16 protein-coding genes are annotated in these 23895 nt (G+C 41.4%); 10 read left to right on the top strand and 6 right to left on the bottom strand.

Going from position 1 to position 23895, the window contains the following annotated elements; all coding sequences use genetic code 11:
- Positions 1-70: 70 nt before the first annotated feature.
- From QR40_RS17380 to QR40_RS17355, 7 genes are all read left to right on the top strand, one after another.
- A complete protein-coding gene (locus QR40_RS17380) occupies positions 71-916 on the top strand; it encodes a MerR family transcriptional regulator (RefSeq protein ID WP_044296139.1) in 846 nt (281 codons plus the stop codon).
- Between the two features lie 29 nt (positions 917-945).
- A complete protein-coding gene (locus tag QR40_RS17375) occupies positions 946-1629 on the top strand; it encodes a response regulator transcription factor (RefSeq protein ID WP_044296138.1) in 684 nt (227 codons plus the stop codon).
- Positions 1630-1746: 117 nt separating this feature from the next.
- Entirely contained in the window at positions 1747-2673 is a 927-nt protein-coding gene (locus tag QR40_RS17370) for an ABC transporter ATP-binding protein (protein ID WP_044296136.1), read from the top strand.
- 15 nt (positions 2674-2688) lie between these two features.
- A complete protein-coding gene (locus QR40_RS33780; RefSeq protein ID WP_416389853.1) occupies positions 2689-2754 on the top strand; it encodes a DUF6783 domain-containing protein in 66 nt (21 codons plus the stop codon).
- Between the two features lie 129 nt (positions 2755-2883).
- Positions 2884-3711 (top strand): ABC transporter permease, encoded by an 828-nt coding sequence (locus QR40_RS17365; RefSeq protein ID WP_152614230.1) that lies wholly within the window; start codon positions 2884-2886, stop codon positions 3709-3711.
- Between the two features lie 39 nt (positions 3712-3750).
- A complete protein-coding gene (locus QR40_RS17360; RefSeq protein WP_052377924.1) occupies positions 3751-4680 on the top strand; it encodes a sensor histidine kinase in 930 nt (309 codons plus the stop codon).
- A gap of 10 nt (positions 4681-4690) precedes the next feature.
- A complete protein-coding gene (locus QR40_RS17355; RefSeq protein WP_044296134.1) occupies positions 4691-6790 on the top strand; it encodes a hypothetical protein in 2100 nt (699 codons plus the stop codon).
- A gap of 64 nt (positions 6791-6854) precedes the next feature.
- On the opposite strand, the gene QR40_RS17350 is transcribed toward QR40_RS17355, so the two are convergent.
- A complete protein-coding gene (locus QR40_RS17350; RefSeq protein WP_044296133.1) occupies positions 6855-13196 on the bottom strand; it encodes an NPCBM/NEW2 domain-containing protein in 6342 nt (2113 codons plus the stop codon).
- Between the two features lie 447 nt (positions 13197-13643).
- Between QR40_RS17350 and QR40_RS29980 the strand changes: the two genes are divergently transcribed.
- On the top strand, positions 13644-14549 hold the full coding sequence (locus tag QR40_RS29980) for a DUF4474 domain-containing protein (RefSeq protein ID WP_160295827.1): 906 nt from the start codon (positions 13644-13646) through the stop codon (positions 14547-14549).
- Positions 14546-15430 (top strand): metallophosphoesterase, encoded by an 885-nt coding sequence (locus QR40_RS17340; protein WP_044296132.1) that lies wholly within the window; start codon positions 14546-14548, stop codon positions 15428-15430. Before QR40_RS29980 ends, QR40_RS17340 begins: the two co-directional genes overlap by 4 nt.
- Positions 15431-15556: 126 nt before the next feature.
- Here QR40_RS17340 and QR40_RS33775 read toward each other — a convergent pair whose 3' ends face one another.
- Entirely contained in the window at positions 15557-15640 is an 84-nt protein-coding gene (locus tag QR40_RS33775; RefSeq protein WP_416389852.1) for a DUF6783 domain-containing protein, read from the bottom strand.
- 52 nt (positions 15641-15692) lie between these two features.
- Between QR40_RS33775 and QR40_RS17335 the strand changes: the two genes are divergently transcribed.
- A complete protein-coding gene (locus tag QR40_RS17335; protein WP_044296131.1) occupies positions 15693-18581 on the top strand; it encodes an EAL domain-containing protein in 2889 nt (962 codons plus the stop codon).
- A 53-nt stretch (positions 18582-18634) separates the two neighbouring features.
- Here the strand turns inward: QR40_RS17335 and QR40_RS17330 are convergent, their stop codons facing one another.
- From QR40_RS17330 to QR40_RS17315, 4 genes are all read right to left on the bottom strand, one after another.
- Positions 18635-19480 carry a carbohydrate ABC transporter permease gene (locus QR40_RS17330; RefSeq protein WP_044296130.1) on the bottom strand — a complete coding sequence of 282 codons (846 nt, stop codon included), beginning with the start codon at positions 19478-19480 and terminating at the stop codon, positions 18635-18637.
- Positions 19481-19491: 11 nt separating this feature from the next.
- Positions 19492-20370, bottom strand: a complete 879-nt coding sequence (locus QR40_RS17325) for a carbohydrate ABC transporter permease (protein ID WP_027295537.1) — start codon at positions 20368-20370, stop codon at positions 19492-19494.
- A gap of 213 nt (positions 20371-20583) precedes the next feature.
- Positions 20584-21996: an ABC transporter substrate-binding protein gene (locus QR40_RS17320; RefSeq protein ID WP_044296129.1), complete on the bottom strand. Its 1413-nt coding sequence runs from the start codon at positions 21994-21996 to the stop codon at positions 20584-20586.
- 144 nt (positions 21997-22140) lie between these two features.
- Positions 22141-23787 carry a DUF4091 domain-containing protein gene (locus QR40_RS17315; protein WP_160295826.1) on the bottom strand — a complete coding sequence of 549 codons (1647 nt, stop codon included), beginning with the start codon at positions 23785-23787 and terminating at the stop codon, positions 22141-22143.
- Positions 23788-23895 lie beyond the last annotated feature (108 nt).

The raw sequence follows: 23895 nt of genomic DNA, 5'->3' as shown, positions 1-23895 counted from the left end.
GACCTAATTCATTAGCAGCTTTATAATAAGGTATACCGTTACGGTATAGTCAAGAGGAGATTGTATAATTATGCAAAAAAATTCAAATCCATGTATAAATACCGGAGCTTTTGCCAAATTATGCGGCACCAATAAAAGAACACTGATTCACTATGAGGAAATCGGTCTGTTTTCTCCTGTGAAAACAGATGCCCGGGGGTACCGGTATTATTCCGAACAGCAATGCGATGTCTTTGCTGTTATTACGGCATTAAAGGAAATCGGTATGCCGCTCAAAGAGATTAAGTCCTATCTGGACTCCCGCAATCCGCCAAGACTGATGGCGCTTCTCACCGAACAGCAAAAGAAAGTTTCCCAGGAAATCCGGCATCTGGAGCGAATTAACCGGCTCATACAGACAAAAATGGAACTGGTAACCTCCAGCCGGCAGATAGATCCCGGAAAGGTTATATTGGTCGAGTGCCCGGCAGAATATTTGATTTTAAGCCGCCCCATCCACAGCAGCAATCATGACCTTGTCATACAAACCCTGTATGAACATTTATCTTTTTGTTTTCAAAATCAGTTAAATGTCGGTCACCCCTTCGGCGCCATGATCGACAAGGAAAGTCTCTTAGGCGGAGCCTTTGATACTTATGCATATTTTTTCACCAAAGTACTTACTCAGCTGTCTCTCCCGCAATTATTTCTTAAACCCGCCGGATTTTATGCGGTTACTTATCTTAAAGGAAATTACTATAATGCAGACAGTGCATATCAGCAGCTGTTGGACTTTATTGAAGAAAACCATTATGAAATCTGTGATTATTCCTATAAAGAGGGAATCATAGATGAAATTGCAGAAAAAGATGATTCACAATATATTACCAAGATTTCCATACAGGTACATAAAAGTAACAATAACCATATCCGATAAAAATAAGACTGAAAGAAGGATTCCCCATTATGGAAAAGATTTTAATCGTTGAGGATGATAATGATATTAACCGGCTCTTGTCAAAAATTCTCCAAAAGCAGGGCTATGAAACCACCTCTGCCTATTCTGGTACAGAAGCCAGACTTTGCCTCTCTTTGGACCATTATGATCTGATTATTATGGATCTGATGCTTCCGGGAATTTCCGGCGAAGAACTGCTTGGGCATATCAGAAATAAATCCAATGTACCCGTTATTGTCCTGACGGCAAAGACTGCTCTGGACGACAAAGTCCACCTTTTAAAATCAGGTGCTGATGATTACATGACGAAGCCTTTTGCCAGAGACGAAATTCTTGCAAGAGTGGAAGCCCAGCTGCGAAGATACAAGAGCTACTCAGCAATTCCTGTTCATGAAGCGGTCTTTACATACAAAAGTCTCTCGATTGATGCAGATGCCAGAAGCGCTGCCATTGATGAGATTCCATTGAATCTTACAATTTATGAATATGACATCCTCCTGCTGCTTGTAAAAAGTCCATCCCGGGTATTTTCCAAAAATGCCATTTATCAGGAAGTATGGCATGGAAATTACCTTGGAGAAGACAATACTATCAATGTGCATATCAGCAATATTCGTTCTAAAATAGCAAAGATATGCGGGGATGAAGAATATATTAAGACCATATGGGGAATTGGCTTTAAGATGGCATAATCTTAAAATGCATGACTTTCATCGAATCATCTTTATGATTTCTTTAAGTTTGCTTAAGAGCTTATTTGTTTTTCATCCCTTATAATACAGATATCACTTTTGGAAAGGACTTAAGAAATGAATGCCAACATATTTACCGCCAGTGGGATCTGTAAAAAATATGGGGATTTTACAGCACTTGCCCCTACAGATATAACGATTCAGTCCGGTGATATCTACGGACTGGTAGGCAACAACGGTGCGGGCAAAACAACTCTGTTAAAATTAATTGCCGGACAGACAGCCCCTACTTCAGGCAATCTAAGCCTGTTTGGCGAAGATTCTGCAAGAGGTCTGAACATCTCCCGGCACAAAATCGGCTGCATTATTGAGACGCCGGGATTTTTCCCTGATTTCACAGCAGTGCAAAATTTAGAATATTACCGTATACAACGTGGAATTACCGGCAGGCAGTATATGAAAGATGCTCTGGCACAGGTACATCTTGACGACTGCGGCAAGAAAAAGTTTAAAGACTTCTCCCTTGGTATGAAGCAGCGGCTGGGACTTGCGCTTGCACTGATGAGCCACCCTTCTTTTTTAATCCTGGATGAACCCATTAATGGGTTGGACCCGGAAGGTATTGTAGAGCTTCGTAACCTTTTATTAAATTTAAACCATCAGCAGAAAATCACCATCTTGATTTCCAGCCATATCCTCTCTGAGCTGGAAAATCTTGTTACCCGCTATGGATTTATTGAAAGAGGCGTTATGATAGAACAGATTTCAACAAAGGATCTTGAAAAAAAATGCCGTGTTTATTTAGAAATTTGTGTGGATAAGCCGGATAAAGCATCTGCTTTGATTGAGCAGCACCTGCATTGTACGGATTATGATGTACTTCCGGACGGTGTAATTCATCTGTTTGGCTGCATCGATCAGGGACCCGCTCTTTCTTCCCTGCTCATAGGAAACCAGATTCAGCTTTTTTCAATGCAGACCCAGGGTATTGACCTGGAAGCATACTATCTGTCGCTTATGGGAGGAAATAGAACGTGTTTTTAAACTGCTTTCTGACAGCTGTGTGTCATAGTTTGCGGGAGATTTGCCCGGAATTCAGGGCACGTAGCGGGCTACATAACCTGAATTCCGGGCAAATATGCCGCACGTAGGGCATGCAGATGGCGGGAATGTATTTTCAAACACGCTCTAAGGTTGAAAGAAAATTATGATATAGAAAGGAAGCCACAGTGTGATTCTTTCAACCTGTTTATTGTGGCAGTATTGCAGGCAAGACTGCAATATGCAATGGGTATAAAAATGATTAATTATATCAGGAGTGAACTGTACCGGGGATTCCGGGAACGATTTTTATATATTTTTTCAGCGGTACTTGCTGCTACCTTTATCGGACTTTGTTTGTTTACACTATCAATTAAAAACATGGCGGGTGCCGGATTTCCCTATTCCAATACCGGGTTTATTTTTATGAATGTAACAAGTGCTATGTTTCTCCCCATGATCTTCACCTTTTTCATATCAAATTTGATCATAGGAGAGGAATCTAAGAACCACACCATGAAAAACTCCGTATCCTTTGGAACCGGCAGACTCTCCATTTATTTTGGAAAGTTTATCACAGAGATCGTTCTGTGCATGGTTATTACACTGTTTTTATTTGTGGTTATCATTGCTTCGTCCTATCTGACACTGGAAAACAGCGGAAACGAAAACCTCTATGCTCTGCTTCGCGCTATTTTGGGTTCCCTTCCGCTCTGGATAGCCGGACTGGTTACCTTTCACTGTCTGTTCTTCCTGTTTGATAACAGCAGTACAATCATCGCAGTCTTTTCCTTAATCCATTTCGGACCTTATTATTTACTGAAAATTTTTGGAAATGTATACGAATGGCCAAGGGTAGTTGTTTCTGTGTTACCTCTGGGAATCTTCAATGAATATGGGAAACAACCGGGTTCCTACTTCTTAAATATGGTCTGGGATACTCCCTTGGGAATGCTTCGGTGCTGGATAGTTGGTATTGTCTTTTCTCTGATATTCGGTTATATTGGTTATAAATGCTTCCTGAATAAAGAAGTAAAATAGTGACACAAACATACTCTGATAAGGAATGGAGGGGGGAATATGGCTATATTTTGCGTCATATCCGGGCTAACAGCCTTGGTTTTTGCCATTCTTTACTTCTCCCTGCGCCATGGTATCCGAGATGCCAGGAGGCAGTTTAAAGATCTCAAAGATCTGCCGGTTACGAATCTTCGCATCCACCAGGCTGTCCCGGATAAAGATCTGGAGAAGTTTCTTATTGACCTTAACATGGAATTAGATGAAAAACAAAAGCTTCGAATTGAATATGAGTCGAAAGAACATAAGCTCCGCCAGGAGATCGCCAATATTTCCCATGATCTTCGTACTCCCCTTACGTCAATTATCGGATATCTGGAACTGATGGATGATCCGGATACCACCGCCGGCGAACAGAAGCATTATGTGGAGATTGTCCGTAAAAGGGCAAAAGTACTTCAGTCTCTGATCACAAGCTTCTATGATTTATCATTGATTGATTCTAAAGACTACAGGCTTAACCCCCAGCCATTGAATGTATATGAAATTCTATGCGAAGTAGTCCTGGCATTTTATGAAGATTTCGAGAAAAAAGAGATCCGGGTACATATGGACTTGCAGGAAAATCTTCCTCTTGTGAATCTGGATCGCAATGCCCTTGTCCGCATATTTACAAATCTTACACAAAATGCTCTGAAATACTCGAAATCCTGTGTGATTGTAAATCTAAAACTGACGGACAACAAGGTTTGTTTTACCTTCTCCAACGATACGGACCTGATCTCCATTGATGAAGCTCCCCTGGTATTTGACCGCACTTACGTATCCGACCGGGCGAGATCTCACAACAATACCGGGCTTGGGTTAAATATTGCCAAAGCTCTTGCGCAAAAATCCGGCGGCACTATGTCTTCCTCATACCGGGAAGGACGCTTTGAGATTGTAACTGAATTTCCGTTACTGAGTCAGACAGGCGGACATACGATATTATAAAGGTGATGTGATGAAAAAAAGAGTAACCCGAATATGTATCCTTACAATCTGTATCATACCGTTAGCCTGCGGGCAGCAAAATCTTGCTGCCTCTGTTTTGGCGTCCACTCCTGCTCAGTCATTGCAGTCACACGCGCACCTGCCGGTTTTACCTTCCATCCTTTCGGGCACTGACTCAGCCATCCTTTCACTCCCCAGCATTAAAAACAGCTCACCCTGGTCGGAACTGCCAGGCATCATTACTCCTGATACGAACACATTAGATACATCTGATACGAAAGAGACCGAACAGGAGAATGGTACTCCCCTCAATGAAAGCGGCAGCCTTTCAGACCTGGATTATCCTTTCCAGAAAGAATACACGGATCAGATACTGTTGTCATTTCAGGGACAATTACTGGTAATCCAGCAGGATCATAATGCACTTTCCCTCTATCTCTATGACCCGCTTAAAAATAAAATCCTGCACACAGCTGCCATTACGGGTGCCATTCATCTGGATAAGCAGAATATTGCGGTTTCCAAAAAAGAACTCCGCTTATTTGACAGCGTTTCTCAGGAATTCATTTATCTCAACAGCCGTTTAAAAGAAACCGGACGTATTTCATTGTTAGAACCCTGTATCCGCACACCTCTGATTACGGAGGATAAAAAATGGATTTATTATTTTGCCTCCGATGGATCCGGGCTGAAGGAGCTGTCCACTGCAGACCAATCTCTCCGTCCAATAAAAAGCGGATTGGTGGAAAATAACTTCTGTACAACTTTACAGCTGCTTTCTGACGGTAAGATACTGGCGGTTAACGGTACGGGAAGTGAGCAGAATTCTTATGTTACGAATTTTATAGATATCTCCGCCAATGAAATACTTCGCACTATTCCCGGCAGCATACAGCTAACCTCCCAGAATGATTCCTTTGGTGCACTATACCAGGATGGGTTAATGGAAGCACTTTATCAGATTCCAGACAGTAAGCCGGAGATCCGGGAACTGGTACTGGATGATTCCCTGGGCTATGGGAATCTCATGTTTGATTTAGATAACAGACTGGCACTGACTTCCATTCCAAAACTCCAGGAAAGCACATCCGATTACGGCAGTTGTGATCTCTACTACTACGATCTGTCCACTGGAAAAAATACATATAAAACCTCATTTTCCCTGCAGTCCGGCAGTGAACAGTTTGTTGGATCTCCCCAGGACCTGGTATATCTGCCTTCTATCCATATGGCAGTATTCCAGTTTAAACATAACTACTCACATATTGTACTCTGGGATCTGAATCAGAAGACAGAACTCACACAGGATTCTGTGGATTATACTACAAAATATTACTTCTCCGATCAGCCCGACATGGAAGGGATTCAGGCACTGAAAGATCGTGCCGAAATACTAGGCAAACGGTATGGTGTAAATATTTTCCTGGCCGATGATTGTAAAAGAGAATTTCCGGGTTATCATGTAGAACCCGTTTACCAGACCCGTTTGCTAAAAGAAAGTCTTTCACTATTAGAAAAAGCTCTTTCCTCCTATCCTGATGACTTCTTTGAACAACTCAACACAACGGAAACCGGAAAGCTGGGCATCTATATTGCCGGTAATTTTAGTACTGTGGGAAACAATAATCCGGATCATGCCAATGGTGTCTACTTTTATGAGGATGGCAGTCAGTATCTTGTTCTCAATGCATCCAATTTCAGCAGTTTGGAAAGTACGATTTATCACGAAATAAGCCATGCCATTGACCGGTATGCTAAAATCGCCGGACCCGGGAAAGGTCTTAATGATTATGAGGATGATGTATTCAATCAATTGAATCCATCGGGCTTCTCCTATGATTACAGTTACCGGACAAATGAAGACAAGAAAGATCTTGATTTTACTGCTGCTTCCCAGAGCGGCAACATATATTTTATTGATTATTATTCCAAAAGTTTTCCATCCGAAGACCGGGCACGGATTATGGAAAATGCCATGCATCCACAGGGTATTGACTATTTCCAATATCCTCCACTTCGAAAAAAGCTGGAATATATGAGTCATTTTTTAAGGCAAATATTTGATACCGGTAAATGGGAGTTGCAAACGGCATGGGAAAAGACGCCATAAAATAACAGCATCCGTTATCTTATGGCGTCTCTAAATTTTTTTATATGATCCACAGCGAATATTATTATTTTATCCGTATACTTTTTACGATACTGTATTTACCATATACTTTTGCATTCTTTGAGTCCTTTTTATAAGCCCGCACTTTAACATAATAAATACCTTTTTTGAGCTTGCTAATTGTTTTGAATGTGCGGGTAACATCTATTTTTCGGGATTTTTTAAACTTCTTGTTTGCTGCATATACAATCTGATATCCGGAAGCTTTTGATACTTTTTGGAACCTGACTTTCAATTTTCCTTTCTTTTTCCCTGCTAATTCCAGGTTATTTACTTTTTCTGTTTTTACCCTGGACCATTTTGCATACACAGTTTGATTTCCCTTTGTTCCCTTAGAAATCCTGGTTATTTTCTTTTTAAATTTACGGTCTTTATACCAGCCTGAGAAATAATATCCTTTTCTGGATGGCTTTTTCAATTTAATCAATTGATCACTAATGTAAATAGAAGGGTTTGCCGGGGCATTTGTCCCCTTGTTTAGTTTATATGTGATGCGATACCCCACTTTTACCCTGCATTGGTCTTTTACCATGCTGCCATCTTTTGCTGTTGCAGTAATAATTGCTTCTCCTGCCCCCTTTGCCGATACCTTTCCTGTGCTGTCTACCACTGCCACTTTGCTGTTGGAGGAAGTCCATTCCACTGCTTTATTCTGAGCATTTGCCGGCAGGACAATGGCTGAAATTTTTACGCTGTCTTTTACCGCCAGGTTTACAGATTTTTTATTAAGTGTAATTTTATTTACTTTACCCGGTGACGGAATTACATCTTTTTTCCATTTTGCATAGATTGTGGTGTCTGCCAGAATCTGGTTAGCTTCGAAGTTCCAGCTAACTGTCAGTGAAGAATCCTGATACCACCCGCCAAATGTATAACCGTTTCGGACCGGATCAGCCGGACGCGTTACCCTTTCATGTTCCTGCACTATTTGATTTTCTACTTTGCTTCCACCATTGGAATCAAAAATTACGGTATACTTCGGTGCAGGTATTTTATCGAATTCTGCTGTTACCGTAATATCTCTTTCAACACTTTCTATGGTGTAAATACCATTTTCCGGGTTAATTAAGGCTTCATTTATGGCGGCACTCTTCAAGCGATAACCTTCTTCCGGAGCAAAGGTATAGGTTACTGTGCTTCCCTGCGTTAATTTAGTTCCTTCCACACTGGATGTAATCGTTCCATGCTCCGGCCGTTGAATAGTCTGGGTAAACTCATTGATTGCCTGTTCCTGAAACTCTGACAACAATTTCATATCTGCCCAGTCAGCATGGTCATTCCAGTTGTTTTCTCCCGCTAATGCTTTTAAGGTAATTCTGGAAGCACCTTTTATTTTCAGGTCCACTTTTTTCATAGACGTTTTCTGGAGCATTACCCCACTGTCGAATTTCTTTTCTCCATCTACAAATATCTGGAACTGTACACTTCCATACTCTGCATTGTATTGGTCATAGTCAACACCTGCATAACCTTCCAGTTTCTCATACTCTTTCCCCGTTATGTTATATTCTATAACGGATTCCGCATGGGTTCCGATGCCTTTGTGGAAGGTAACAGCTTTTCCCAGATCATCTGCAAGTGTAAGTGCATTTCCGGAAGATGATTTGTCTTTTTGTATTTCCCCATATCCAACGGTAGCTCCCGGCTCATAGGTGAGATCAGACAGATATACTGCCTTTTTCAGATTGATAACTTTCTCATCTGTTGTTTTCCCATCCCGTGCCGTTACTTTAACTTTTATCTGGGGATTTTCCCTGTGTATGAAAAATTCACCCTCTGCCGATTGGATTCCTTCCGCTTTTTGTGTTCCGCAGACAAGTTCCACCTTAGCTCCATTATCCTGGGCTGCTGCCTTAACCTGAACCGTGTCCCCTGAAATGTACTCTGTTATGGAATTTTCTTCGCCAAATTCTGCCGCAACGTTCTTCTCATTTAACAAAATATCCTGTAGGTTTACGTTTTCCTTATAGGGAAGTATTGCATTTATATTGTAAATTACTTTGTTGATGCCATCTGGTGCCGTAACAATAATTTTTATCAGATTTCTGCCTTTTTGCAGATTGGACGATACGGCTTCATTTCCTTCGGTAATAACATCATTAATAACAATTTTTATTTCTGCACCTGCATTTGGAACAGCAGCCAGTTCTAGTGTTGCGGCCCCCTCATCCAGCGTAGTCAGATATTTAAGTTTATCTGCTTCAAAATTTTCTATATCTTTTCCATTAATTTGTATGCCTGTTAAGAAAGCTGAAGTATCTGCTTCATAGTTTACATGGACCATATGCTGTTTCACGGTCATGCCGTCTTTTGCAGTTACCCGGATATAATAGGAATTCAATCCATTTATAAATGATACCGGTACGGACCAGGTGTTTCCATTCTTTGTCAAAGACAGCTCTTTCCGATATTCCCCTTCCAGTACATCCACTTTACCAATTCTGTCATTTGCCGTTATCACAAGGTTTCCACTTGTTTTGCCTGCCTCTGCATTCAGAAAATAGCTCTTTTCCTGTGGCCGCTGTTCTGAAAATCCTAATTCATCTAAGGCAATCTGATCAATCTGAGTGTTACTGTCTTGTATCATTTTGATATGAATCACGTAAATATCCGTGTCACTTCGTTTGATTGTATAAGTATCACCATTGTCTATTGGAATTACAATATCGTCGGAATTTTTAAGTTCTCCTTCCAATTGCATCCCATTTCTGCTTATTTCTATCAATCCAACTTCGTTATTAACGGATTCATACGATAGCTCTGCTTTCTCCAGTTCAACCGGGATATTGAATGTAAATTCTTTTTGGTCCCCGCCTTTATTATAAAGCTGCTGCCCATTTAGCTTTAAAGATTTTAATTCCGCTGTTGCTTCACCTTCTCCAATTACTGTTTCTGCTGCTGCAGGTATCCCTGGTGTTCCGTATTGGTCAACAGGATAGATCTGACAGGTCAATACCCCTGTCTCTTCTGCTTCTATGGATGGCTCCGCCGTGACAACCGTTTTACCGCTTTGGGCAAAATTCCACCGATAAAGCGTCTCTCCCTCACTGTCCCCGTCCGGGTCTTCAAAGTCATAAAGGATGCTTACCTTGTCGCCTGCCTGGTAATTTTGTTCCTGAAATGCCAGGTTGGCTGCACTGGGCTTTTGATTTTCAAATCCGGTAAATGAAACCGGCTCTAATGCCTCCACTTCCTCATACGTCAGGGATGCATCACCCATTTTGAGTCCGGTAAAACTAATTGTTTTCCCTCTGTCGTTGGTTTCCCATCCTGCAAATCCAATTTTATAATTATCTCCCAGCGGTGATTCCTGGATATCTGTAACATGCTGCCATTCACCATCTTCCAGCCTGTAGTCCAGAGAAATTCCCTCATCTGTTTTCGTAAATCCCAAATATGCAGCAGAAACCCCATTTTCGGAAGCATTTCCTCCATTCTCAACTGCCGTGCCATTTATCTCCACTACAGAAGCAATTCCATCATAATGTGATTTTTTTCCTATGGTAACATAATTATCGTCATCCCGATACAGGATAAAGGAACCGGTATCCCACTGCCCGCCTTCTTTCACGGGAAGGTTATCTGCTTTAATGACCGTGCGAAGATTATCCTTATTCATCCCTTCCGGTATTTCGTATAAAAACAAATTCTTCACATTATTGCTGCCTGTGATCTGATAGAGGTCGCCGGGCTGAAGATCGATGGTAACTCCATCCGGAGTCAGGGTATAGCTATCTTTATCTTCTCTTACTACCGAAAATTGTTTACTCAGTGTCTCCGTCTGTGGCAGTACTATAATGACTGCTTTTCTTGCAGTATTATTTCCTGCAAAAGCATTTACCCAGACAATGCCGCTTTTTTTGGCTGTTAGTAACCCATTCTCATCAATTGACGCCGTATCCGATAAGTCTCCTGTTTTTAAATCTGTTACGGACCAGGTAATTTCTGCTTCCGGTTCCGTTGCTGCAGTAAATTGATAGGACATGTTTTCACTATCCAGATTCTCCGTATCCAACAGGAGGTTGTCTTCTTCCTCAATAGTGACGGATACATCTTCTGATGGGGTTCCGCTTCCTGCTGTTAACTCTAATGAATTGGATTTAATTATAGTCCCATTCCATTCATAATAGGCAAATATCTGTGATCTCCCATTGCTTTTTCCCGTCATATTTCCATTGTCATCCACGGAAATAACCTCCGGATTCGTACTTGCATAGTGGATCCTGCGAACAGGGTCTGCTACGGGCTGATTCCTGTCTTCCACCATTTTAATCTCTTTATCACGGATTACCAGATTATGATCCGACATTCCCGGATGCTTTACTGCATAAAGCTTTAATCCGTCATCATATGTATTCCCTTCAATCAATACATTTTTACATTTGGTAAACTCATAAACATTATCCTGCGGTCTTTCGTGCTTGTCCCCGGAAGACGTCATATTTATTTTTTTGGATTCACCCACTATGATCTGATTTTGAACGGACTCAATCTGAATCTGGATATCCGGGCTGGTGCGCAGGATTTTATTATTCCGTATGGTTAAATTCTCCACACTCTCTGCCTTTACCACCGTATCCGTATCCATATGGAAGGTATTCCCTTCGATCAGAATGTTTTTATGGATGGGATTATCTTCAGAAGGCAGACCGCCTCCTTTAGTAACCGGATGAATATAAACTGCCGGGGCATATTCCCATGAGGTTCTTCCTATGTTTTTAATGTAAAAGGTGTTATTCCGGATTGTCATATCCCGGATAGGACCTGATTCATACCACTCATCCGAATCATTAGACAAGTAAATGGAAGCCATAGACATATTTAAAAAAGTGTTGTCCTCAATCAATACCGGATTTCTGGTTGTACACAGAATTCCTCTGGTAGGCACGTTCTTAAACGTACATCCCTTTACCGTCACTTGCGGTGCATAGGTAACATTTTCCGCTACAAACCTGGGTTGTCCTCCAATTTGTTCGGACAGATCAGACGGCAATTCCTCCTGGAACTTAATTATCATTGTTCTCAAATCATTTTCATCTTCCCCTGGATTGGAAACCACTTCCGATACAGTATAAAGACTTTCATGATCCGTAGACTCTAGCGTATCTCTGGTAAAAAATGCAACCTGGTCACCCACATGATACTGGGGAAAACCTCCCTGCTGTGTATGGATATATTTTAACTGAAGCGTGTGGTTATCTCTTCTCTGCTCCACTCTGGTAAATGTACCATGTAAGTTAATCGGGTCATCATGGGAGTTTGAGAAATTACAATTTTCAATATTAATCTCCCCTGCTGCCCCGGATGCATGAATAATATCTGCATAACTTACCGTATAATGACCTGAATTTTCTCTTGGCATAAAGTTACAGTTTCTATAAGTAACATCAGTGGTCATCTGCAAAAGCCAACCAAAGCCATGCATAAAATGTACATTCACATTTTGAACCAGCACATTCCTGCTTTCCCAGGTAAAAGCACCTGCTGTTTCACGGTAAGCACTGCTTGCCAGTTCTAGCAGCATCCCTACTTTCTGCATAGAAGGTCTTGCTGACTGATAGGTAATTCTTATTTGCGTATCACTTAATTTTGTTATGCCTGATACATTGCTAAATGGAGAATCGGAAGTAAAATATGCTCTGGTCATTTCTTCTTCCGGGTGATGTGCCACGATAGAATAGGCATTATGAATTCCGGTTTCAGTCCAATAAAGATCTCCTGTATATGGACTTGGTTCGCTCTGCCATTCAATTGTATTTTCCTTGATCGCAAACGGGAAGCATGAGGGAATAAAAAAATCGGTATACTGTTTCCCCTCTTTCGTCCCCATCCCGGTTATGGTCATCTCGGATACCGTAGGCACTGCAAAATCCCATGAAAAATTCTGCAGCGTAACGTTTTCAGAGTTTACGACAGCAATTGCCATCATATTTCCGTGCATCATAAATAAGGAGTCATTTCCCTCGACTGTTAAATTCTCATGACCATCTAGCAAAATGCCAATCGTCTTCTGAGGGCTTTGAATACTGTTTGTATTAGAAGTGTGATATTCTCTTATCTGAGCCTTGTCTTTATAGATGTGATATTCACCCTTTGGAAAATTCAGCGTTACGGGCTCTCCGTTCTTCTCCAGTTCTTTTGCTGCCTGAAGGGCATCCCAGACCGCCTCTGTGCTGTCCTTTACTCCGGTTGGGTCCGCCCCATAATCGGTTACATCAATTACAGTTGCTTTTTGGGTTTGCACAGTTTCCTTTTCTTTTGCAGCTGCACTTAACGAAGGCAGTATTATGCTGATTACTAATAAAACTGCAATAAAAATGTTTATATGTTCTTTTCTTCTGTTCATAGACACCCTCCTTGAATTTACTGTTACAAATTAATTATATATAGTGCATATATTAATTTACATACAATATTCATGGGAGATTATTAGAATTTATTAACTATAATATGCCGCCTGATAATGGTACTATTCCAGAACATGTTTACAATAATCAGCTGATAGAAATTGATTATTCAAAGAAAAATTAATTATCAATTGGAAATCAACTGGCAGAACAGCCAGGGTATAGAATGTTTTTCATACAGTTATCGTATCACAATGCAACAATCATTGCAACACTTTTTTATTATTTGTTACATATTAATATTTTTACATAAAAAACGAATTAAAGAAAAAAGAATGCCTTGTATATAGAGGTCTGCTGAAATTCCAGTTTCTTCAAATATTTTGTCCGAATAACATACCCAAATACCATTCTTCTGCATATATATAATGGTAAGGGATTTTATTATGAGGTTCATTATGTATATTCTTCTCTATCTGCTGTATACACTGGCGGCTGTCTGCATTATACTGATCTATTACAGACGGAAGCAAATGATAAAAAAGGTATCTGCTCTTACTGACTATGAAAAAACAGTGCTGTTGAACCGTTCTGTCAACCCCTTTGGCCTGGCCTGGCATCCAGAAAAACATATTTTCACTACAGCTTTAAACGACTGGAATCAAAACAGCGGATATACCGGAGTATATGATGAAAAAGCTGCTCATTTCCATATTATATACGATTGTGAACCTGTCTACTTTGATTACGAAGGGAGAACCTGGCTGATTGAACTCTGGAAAGGACAATATGGAATTCATGCGGGCGCTGAAATCGGCATCTATGCAGCAGACCACCTTGTATCATCTGTCTTCCTGAATGAAATACATTTTGAAAATGTCACCCAAAACAAAGTGCTGAAATATTCCTTCCGGCTTATACAGGGATCGGAAACACTCTTTACCGTTTCCGCTATGCATCAAAAACTATCCGGTTTTCTTACCGGTAATCTTTCAAAACCGGATTCTCTTAGAATGCAGGTATCTATTACATTTCCCAACACCGGCATGATGGATGCCTTTGTTGACAGCCTGTTAATTCTGGGTTATGCACTCAGCGACCTGTCTCTCTATCAGCTGACCGTAGCCTTTTGTTTTACAACCCCCAAGACTGTACCTGGAAAAGTCCTGTCTTCCCGGAGAATTTCCTATCTGAATTTTACCAATCGGATATACATGAAAACCTACTTGATGCTTACCCGCCCCTTCCAGAATACCCAGGACCGGCTTACTTATCTGCTGTTTTATCTGCCGCCCCTCTATCATAAAGTCGTCTGCATGGGAATCTCAGGCAAACGCTTCCAAAAGCCATGAGCTACTATACACGTCTTAGTAAGGCGTTTGAAAATGCTCTGCATCTGCCGCTAACACCTGATTCAAAATATATTCTGATGAGTGACTGCCATCGGGGCAACGGCACCTCTACCGATAATTTTTTAAAGAACCAGAATCTTTTTTTTGCAGCACTTCAATACTATTATATGAATAATTTTACTTATATTGAGCTGGGCGATGGGGATGAACTGTGGGAAAACCGGTCCATGACCCAGATTATAAATATACACAGCAACACCTTTTGGCTAATGTCTAAATTTTATGAGGAAAACCGTCTTTATCTGATCTATGGCAACCATGACATTATGAAGAGCTTTCCTGGATATGCCAAGCGTAACTGTACGGTATATTACTGTCCTGAGTCCAGAAACTATACCCCTTTGCTGCCCGGCATACAATTTTATGAGGGACTGATCCTGGATGTCATACCGGGTATTCGTGACGTTTACCTTGCCCATGGCCACCAGGCAGATTTTTTCAATACAAAGCTCTGGCATCTTTCCCGTTTCCTGGTACGCTATCTTTGGCGGCCGTTGGAATACATCGGAATTCTGGACCCTACCAGCGCCGCAAAAAATAATATACGGAAACGTAAAATAGAACAGAATTTAAGCACCTGGGCAAAAAACGAAGGACACATACTGATTACCGGTCATACCCACCGCCCAATGCTGGCAGACGTATCAGCAACACCATTTTTTAACACGGGCAGCTGCGTTCATCCCAGATGCATAACCGGCATTGAGATTGAGAAACACTGCTTTACCCTGGTTAAGTGGACCTACTGTACCAGAAAAGATTTTACGGTTGCTATCTGCAGAGAGGTTTTGGCGGGACCTATTTGCATTAATGAGTATTAATGTAGAAATACCGCTGTATGAAAAAAGAATGGAACCGGCACAGCGGACGGACGCTGTGTCAATTCCTGCATTGATCATCTATTGTAATATTTGCACCTGTATCACATCCTTTATTGCTTTTTTTCCCTAAAGAATATATAATATTACATAATTAGAGCCTGTTTGAAAATACATTCCTGCCATCTGCACACCCCACTTTGTGTAACGCACATATTTCAGAAAGCAATTTTCAAACTCTCTCTAGCGCGGAAAGGGGTTCACCATGAAAAGCGATTCAAGCATCTTTAAATCATTGTTCTTTTTATGCCTGTTTTTATGCTGTTTTTCCCTTCTTTCCCAATCTGTACATGCTTCCGAAAAAGTACGTATCGGTTATTACGAAGACGGGGATTATATGAGTCGGAACGATGAAGGTAACTATGTTGGATTTAACTTCGAATATCTTCAGCAAATAGCTAAATATACAGGTTGGGACTATGAAATTGTGGATGCAAATAGCTTTACTTCTGCATATGATATGTTAATTTCAGGTGAAATTGATATGCTGCCTGCCTTATACTATACAAAAGACAGGGCAGAAGATCTTCTGTTTCCTGACAGTGCCATGTGCAATATTTACAGTACGCTGAATTTACGCTGTGATGATACCCGCTATGATTATGAAGACTTTTCCTCTTTTAACGGAATGAAGGTCGGTGTTATCCGGGACAGTGTGGATGCAGCAAACTTTAAGGCCTACTGTAAGTCCAATAATATTAAGGTAGATACGATTCCCTATGATGAAACGCAGGCTCTTTTAAAAGCGCTGGATGACCGGACTTTAGACGCCATCGCTATTACACACCTTGGAAAAAGCAGTACTTACCGCAGTATTGCCCAGTTTTCCCCGGAACCAATCTATATGGCTGTTTCAAAGAATCGACCCGATCTGCTGGGCGAGTTAAATTCTACTTTAAACAGAATTAAATTAAGAGATCCCTATTATGATATCAAACTTTATCAAAAATATTTTTCAGTCAGCACCACCCAGGAACCTGTCTTTACCCCATCGGAGAAGGAGTTCATCCAGGATACGGCACCTATTAATGTGGTTTACAGCTCCAATCAGTCTCCCTTAAGCTATCTGGACACTGCAGCGGGGAAATTTTCCGGAGTAGTGGCAGACTTGTTCACAATGATCAGTAATACCACGGGACTTCGCTTTACCTATATTCCGGAAGAAAACTATAAAGATGCGCTTGATGCCGTGAAGGATGGTTCTGCTGAAATTATTGCCAGCGTAGCCAATGACTATTTGTGGGCAGCACAGAATCAGCTGTCTACCACTTCCTATTTTCTCCGGGCGCCGGTAGCAATGATCAGCGCCAACCGGAAAACTTCTTCACCCGTACTGGCATTGTCTGACGGATTTTTTCTCTCTGAAAGTATTTCAGCAGATAATCAGGATAAAGAAATTCTGTATTATGACTCAGCAGAAGAATGCTTTCAGGCATTAGCCCGGGGTGATGCAGATATTACTTATTCCAATACCTATATTGCGGAACACCTATTATCTGATCCAAGATATGAGCCATTTTCTATTGTTACGATGACAAATTACTCCGATGAAATCAGCCTTGGTATCTCCAGTTCATCAGATCCCAGACTGTTCTCTATCCTGGACAAGGTATTGCAATATACCTCTAATGACATGATTAATGAACTGGTTCTGAAAAACAGTTTAAACTCACACTCTGTAAACTGGCGCGACCTGCTCTATCAATATCCGGTGCAGACTATGAGTATTATATTTCTGGTTTTTATCCTGGTAATCAGTGTATTCAGTTACATTCTGATTACGAAATCCAGGAATCACCGGCAGATTGAAAAAATTATGTATTTAGATGATCTTACAAACATCTGGAACTTAAATAAATTCCGGCTGGAAGCAGAAAAAATACTGAGCATTCCCGGTAACAGGACTTATGCATTTATCTATGCTGATATTAATCAATTCAAAACGATTAATGATACCTTTGGTTTTGCAGAAGGCGATCAGCTGCTACGTAATTTTGCCAATATTTTGCGTGAAAATATACGGGAAGGTGAATGCTGTGCCCGGGTATCCGCTGACCAGTTTGTGCTGATGCTGCGTTATGAAAACTGGACCCAGATGACGGAACGGACAAAGTCCATTGATCACCAAATGAATGACCTTCTGATAGCAGAAAATAAAACCTACCGGCTGATTATTATCTTTGGCGTTTATCTCTTACAGGATACCGATCCCCTGGATGTATCCCTGATGCTGGATCTGGCAAATTACGCCAGAAGAAGCGCAAAGATCACCCATAAGAGCCTGACAATCAAGTATGATGAAAATATGCGCCAGGAAGAACTGCAGGAACGAAAACTGGCAAACGTAATGCATGCCGCATTAGAAAACAATGAGTTTATCCCCTATTTTCAGCCCAAATACAATATGGCAGATCATTCCATTATTGGAAGTGAAGCATTGGTTAGATGGATTGACACAAAAAAGGAAATACAGTATCCCGGTTCTTTCATTCCATTTTTTGAAAAAAATGGTTTTATTGTAGAAATTGATTTGTGTATTTATACTAACGTGTGCCGGATTATCCGTTCCTGGATCGACCAGGGTCTGGAAGTAAAACCGGTATCCTGTAATTTTTCCAGACTTCATTTTAGAAACGAAGACTTTCCCCAGACCCTTTGCCGGATAGCAGATCAATTCCAGGTTCCCCATGAATATCTGGAACTGGAAATAACGGAAAGTGTAGTTATGGAAAACAAAGAAAGAGTTCTGGATTATCTGGGTCGATTGAAGAAACTTAACTTTCTCATATCCATTGATGATTTTGGCTCCGGATATTCCTCTCTTGGAATGCTCCAGTACCTTACAGTGGATGTAATCAAGCTGGATCGCAGCTTTCTCCAGGAAGGTATTGCGAAAAAGCGCATGCGTACCATTATACAAGGAATTATTAATATAATCCATGGTTTGAATATTTCCATTATTTGTGAAGGTGTGGAAAATGAAGAACAGGCTGAAATGCTGATGGAGATGGGCTGCCACCGGGCGCAGGGTTTCTATTACGCCAGGCCAATGCCGCTGGAAGAGTTTGAACATCTGATCAAAGAGAATCATTAAAGCTTAAAAACATACAGCAAAAAGGAGGCCGTTTGGAAAACGCCTCCTTTTTATTATCCCTTAACCGCTCCGGCTGTCATACCTTCGATTACGGTTTTATTTAAAATCATATATAAAATCAGCATAGGCAGAACACTCATGGATACGGAAGCAAATATGGCTCCCCAGTTTTTTGCCCCGAATTCATTCTGGAAATATAAAAGTCCGGTCTGAATGGTTTTCAGTTTGGTATCACTGATAAATGTCATGGAGAAAATCAAATCATTCCATTTGTAGAAGAACTGCAGTACCAATACGGTTACAGCCGCATTTTTCATAAGGGGTACTACAATGTGCCACATCATACTGAAGATACCGCACCCATCAATAACGGAAGCTTCCATTATATCATTGGATAAAGATTTCATATATCCGGTCACCAGGAATACAGACAGTGACAGTCCAAATGCTATGTAAGTCAGAATCAGGCAAAGCCGGGTATTCACCAGTCCCATCTTATTGTAAATCTGAAACAATGGAATCAGCGCTGTAGCCACCGGAACCATGATCCCCATTAAGAAGAATTTCTCGAAAAATCCTCTCAGCTTCCATTCCATCTTTGTTACGGCAAAACCGATTGTCATACTGAAGACTACGATAAATACCAGGGAGACCAACGTGTTAATCAAACTATTCTTAAAGAAAAGTCCCATGTTTCCTCGTGTCCACGCATCAATAAAGTTCTGGAAATAAAGACCATCGGGAAGAGCGTAAGCTGCTTTTGTTACAAATTCTGCCGGTTTCTTCAGCGCCGCAGTCAGCATCCAGAAGATTGGATATACTTCGATAATCACCAGGATAAAAATAAAGATTTTAATTAATACAGATTTTGTTATTTTTTTTTCTTTATATCCGTTCATATCCGCTCCTCCTATCCCTGTCTGTCGAATTTCTTAATAATTGTAGTTCCAATAATACAGATAATAAAAATGACAATTGCTATGGTACTGCCGTATCCGACTTTTCCAAATCCAAAAGAAGCATTGTACATATACATGGAAAGTGAAGTCGTTGCATTTCCGGGACCGCCTCCGGTCAGAGCCATTGCAGATTCAAACATCTTCACCGTACCGGAGAAGCTGAATACCAGACAGGTGATAGTTACCGGGCGAAGGAGCGGCATGAGGATGCCTTTAAACAAATTCCATGCGTTGCATCCGTCAATCTTCGCAGCTTCCATTACGTCATCCGGAATATCCAGAAGCGCACCATAGAAAATAACTGCGTAGAATCCCATTGAAACCCATACATCCATGACGCTTAAAGCTTTCAGCGCTGTACTTGCCTGTCCAATCCAGGGCTGTACCCAGTCCTGCAGACCGATATTTGCCAGAATACTGTTTAATAAACCGTAGTTTGGCTGAATCTCATAAATTTTTGCAAACAACTGGCCTACCGCTACTGTTGGCAGTACTACCGGAAAGAAGATCAGGGTACGGATTACATTTTTGAATCGCTTTAACCAGAATTTAAATACCAGCGCCATACACAGTCCAAGTGCAACCTGTCCTAGCATAACCATGCCGATATACTTTAAGTTCACTACCAGGGCATCTTTAAAACGTGCATCAATAAATAACTTTTCATAATTTTTTAAACCGGAAAAACTCCAGTTCAGCCCAGGTGTGCCATCGTAGAATGAATATACGAATGACCAGATAACCGGAACGAATACCAGCCCTACATATAAGATCAGGCCAGGTATTACAAATAAAGCAATTGCTTTTTTATTTCCTAATACTTTATTCATACTTGCCTCCATTTGCATATCGTAAGCCTGCTTACAATACTGCCTTAAGTACGTGTTTTGTCTGCATTTTGGGTATAAAAAGAGCGACAGGCCGAGATCCAGTCTGATACACGTTTCCATGCTGCTGTCTTTCCCATAATCTATCGCTCTGTTCATTTATTTCCTTGGGCAGCATGCGCTGCCCATGTGTCCATTCAACTGCTGCCGCAAATGTTATTTGCTCAAATCATAAGCATCCTGTATGGACTGCATATATTCTTCCGGTGTCATTTCTCCGTTGGCAAGGGTCTGAACGTTATCCTGTGCTGCTGTCTTGGTTTCATTGTTCATCATCGCTTCGAACCAGGTTGCTGCATTTGTTACGGAATCAATAGTATCTACAACCACCTGGTTGATCGGGCTTAATTCACCTTCAACCGTATATTTGTAGCCTTTTACAGAACCCATTTCCTTCATTGCATAATCGCCTGCATGTTCTACGAAATATTTTAACCAGTCTGCTGTTGCATCATCGTATTTATCTTTGGAAAGTGCCAGTATATTACCACAGTTCATCGGAACTTCGGTGATCGGGCTGACGGATTCATCTACTACAGGAATACTGAAATATCCGATTCCCTCTTCTCCTGCCGGGTTATTCTCGCTTGTGATGTCTTCTGTAAACCAGCTTCCGTTGTAGCACATTGCTGACTCACCAGCCAGCATCATGTTTCCTGCAGTCGTCTGGTCAACGGTTGTAACACCTTCGCCAAAGTATCCCTTTGAAGCCATATCTGATACCTGTTTCGCTGCTTCTGCAAATTTAGGATCCGTAAAGGAAATCTCTCCTGATGTAGCTTTTGTCAGTGCATCCACACCCATGGTACGGATTACATATGCATTCACCAGACGGCTTAAAGGCCATTTTTCAGATCCGCCGATTGACATTGGCTGAACATCTTTTTCTTTTAACGTGTCACATACTTTGATTAAATCATCCCAGGTCTTGGGAACTTCCACACCTGCATCTTCAAATACTTTCTTGTTATACCAGAAGCCTTCAATATTCAATCCCAGTGGAAGATCATAGATGCTGTCAGTATTAGAAAGTCCTTTTAACAGGGTAACTGCGCCTTCTTCAATCTGATCCGATACACCCAGTTTTTCTAATTGCTCTGAAATATTTACAACTTTATCTGCATTAATCAGTTCCGTAAGCGGTTGACCGGCCACATAAGCAAACGCATCCGGAAGATCATTGGAAGCGACTAAAGTAGCAACCTTTGTGGTCAGGTCATTTGCTGAAACCAGCTCAAATTCAAATTCAAAGTTTGGATTTACTTCTTCCTGATACTGTTTTGTCAGGTTATATAATAATTTTCCTTCTTTTGTATCCTCTGCCCAGATAGACAAAATTTTAAATTTCTTAGCCGGTTTGTCAGAGTCTGCAGATGCCGTATCATTTCCGTCCTCATTATTTCCTGTTGCTGCTGCATCTGTATCTGTCTTTGAATCTGCTGCTGAGTCTGCTGTTGTTCCAGCATTCTGTGTCTCTTTTGAGGTTTCTCCCGAAGAAGAACCACATCCTGCTAAAGCCCCCATAACCATTGCCGCAGAAAGAATCGCTGCAAGTATACGTTTTTTCATTCTATTTTCCTCCATAAATCCTTCATTTTATAATTTAAGTGCTGTCAGTTTTTCGAAAAACTTGTTATATATACATCATATCAGCTTTTAAAAATAATTATAGTCATTAATTTTTTATAAAATGTTAGGATTTTTTAGGAAAACCTAAAATTTTCTGTCCGCGATCTCTTTATTTACAATTTCCCGGAGATTCTGAAAAAACTGACTGCTGTACGGATAAGAAACCAGGGTTATGGGTTCTTCTGCTGCCAGTCTGATCAAATCCATTACATATTCCCTGGATGTGAGTTCTTCCAGCATCTGAAATGCCCGGATATCCTGCATCGCCTGAGATAATGCCATAAGGCGGAGAGATTCTTCCGGGCAGCCATCTTCTCCCGGATATACCAAAAATGCATCGCCGGATGGGAACGCTGCCCCGGCATCCGTGACCTGGAAAGGGTTAATATGGGACCGGGAATACTGGGAATTGTAGAAATTAAACCCCCAGTGTAAAAATCCCTCCAGTCCGTACTGGTACATCTGTACCCCCAGAATCCGGGTTCTGCCGGAAGGCATGGCAAAAAAGCGGTTTGTCACATCTTTTCCCTGGGCTGTGCAATAGTAGGTCCAAAGTCCCGGCACCTGATGTTTTAAAAAAGGCTCCAGATGGTCAACTGCCGGGACCGGCTTATCCACCACCCCGCTCTCATAAAAGGCATATCTGGACACTGCATCCATAATGGGGTAACCCTTTAAATGGGCGGATACGGATTCCCGGACTTTCCGGTACATTTCCAGGTCCTTTTCTTCCGGCTCATCTGATAAATGAAAAAATACCCTTCCTCTTAAATTCCACTCATCCAGCCTGAGCACCAGGGCATCCAGAAATTGTCCCAGAAATTCCTGATATGCAAAGCTTTGGCTGTCGGTCTCCCAGCCGAATATCCGCACCAGGGTACCGTCCTTTTCTGCCATCACTTTCGGTGCACTTTTCGCCCCCCACTGGGTAAACAGATGAGCGATCTCAAAATATTTCACCCCGCATTCCATGCACATCTGGAAAAAGGCGTACAGTTTCTCAAAGGAAAAGATATATTTTCCGCCCATAACCTTTACGTCCACCAGCTGAACTGTAGTACGCTCTTCTCCTATGGCGGTATCCAGCGGCGGAGTGAATGCCGGGGCTAATATCATATTCATGCCACGTTTGCCATACAAGGTGATAAAATTTCTCATGATCTCCCAGTGCGGCACTGACCAGGGTTCTACCTGATAATAGTCTGCAAGGCAGTCGCAGTGAAACCATTCTGTATGAAAACAGGTCTGGGGCTTCAAATGTATGGGATATATACAGATCTCTGTCCGAACCTCACCCACCAATATCTGTTCTTCATTATAAAACTGCAATATGAGATCCTGCTTTCCCTCCATTCCCTCTTCTGCTTCCAGATCAATCCACAAAGCGTGCCATTGACGTGGGATATATGTTATCCGCTCTAGAGAAATACTGCTTATCAAATCAGGGTAAAGACCGGGTTCTTTGGAGAGATAATGTCCATCACATTCCCCGTTGCAGGGCAGAACGGAAGGCATGAGCTTTACCTCACGTATCCGCACCGCATCTTTTAAGCTTCCGTTTACTACTAACCTTCCATATCCGGTATACAAAGAATCCGCCCGGTATGCACATTGGAGGGAAATGGTTTCTCCCCAAAAGCCCGATAACGTTATGCCTTCCAAATCCTCCCCGGGCTCCACTCCCGGAAAGACTTTATTCAGAGAACTTATTAATTTAAATTTATAATCCATTATTTTTATCCTTTCACTAAACAGACTCATACCGATAAGCAGAAACTTTATAATCATAGGTGCCTGTATAAAGAATCAACGAGGAGAGGGCATATATGCCCCCTCCCA

The organism is Robinsoniella peoriensis, assembly GCF_000797495.1.
GTDB classification, from domain to species: domain Bacteria; phylum Bacillota; class Clostridia; order Lachnospirales; family Lachnospiraceae; genus Robinsoniella; species Robinsoniella peoriensis.
This window is presented reverse-complemented; position numbering and strand designations above follow the sequence as displayed.

Excerpts from the sequence above, each read along its gene's own strand:
- QR40_RS17380 (WP_044296139.1), top strand. The coding sequence starts at position 71 with ATGCAAAAAAATTCAAATCCATGTATAAATACCGGAGCTTTTGCCAAA.
- QR40_RS17375 (WP_044296138.1), top strand. The coding sequence starts at position 946 with ATGGAAAAGATTTTAATCGTTGAGGATGATAATGATATTAACCGGCTC.
- QR40_RS17370 (WP_044296136.1), top strand. The coding sequence starts at position 1,747 with ATGAATGCCAACATATTTACCGCCAGTGGGATCTGTAAAAAATATGGG.
- QR40_RS17360 (WP_052377924.1), top strand. The coding sequence starts at position 3,751 with ATGGCTATATTTTGCGTCATATCCGGGCTAACAGCCTTGGTTTTTGCC.
- QR40_RS17355 (WP_044296134.1), top strand. The coding sequence starts at position 4,691 with ATGAAAAAAAGAGTAACCCGAATATGTATCCTTACAATCTGTATCATA.
- QR40_RS17350 (WP_044296133.1), bottom strand. The coding sequence starts at position 13,196 with ATGAACAGAAGAAAAGAACATATAAACATTTTTATTGCAGTTTTATTA.
- QR40_RS29980 (WP_160295827.1), top strand. The coding sequence starts at position 13,644 with ATGAGGTTCATTATGTATATTCTTCTCTATCTGCTGTATACACTGGCG.
- QR40_RS17340 (WP_044296132.1), top strand. The coding sequence starts at position 14,546 with ATGAGCTACTATACACGTCTTAGTAAGGCGTTTGAAAATGCTCTGCAT.
- QR40_RS17335 (WP_044296131.1), top strand. The coding sequence starts at position 15,693 with ATGAAAAGCGATTCAAGCATCTTTAAATCATTGTTCTTTTTATGCCTG.
- QR40_RS17330 (WP_044296130.1), bottom strand. The coding sequence starts at position 19,480 with ATGAACGGATATAAAGAAAAAAAAATAACAAAATCTGTATTAATTAAA.
- QR40_RS17325 (WP_027295537.1), bottom strand. The coding sequence starts at position 20,370 with ATGAATAAAGTATTAGGAAATAAAAAAGCAATTGCTTTATTTGTAATA.
- QR40_RS17320 (WP_044296129.1), bottom strand. The coding sequence starts at position 21,996 with ATGAAAAAACGTATACTTGCAGCGATTCTTTCTGCGGCAATGGTTATG.
- QR40_RS17315 (WP_160295826.1), bottom strand. The coding sequence starts at position 23,787 with ATGGATTATAAATTTAAATTAATAAGTTCTCTGAATAAAGTCTTTCCG.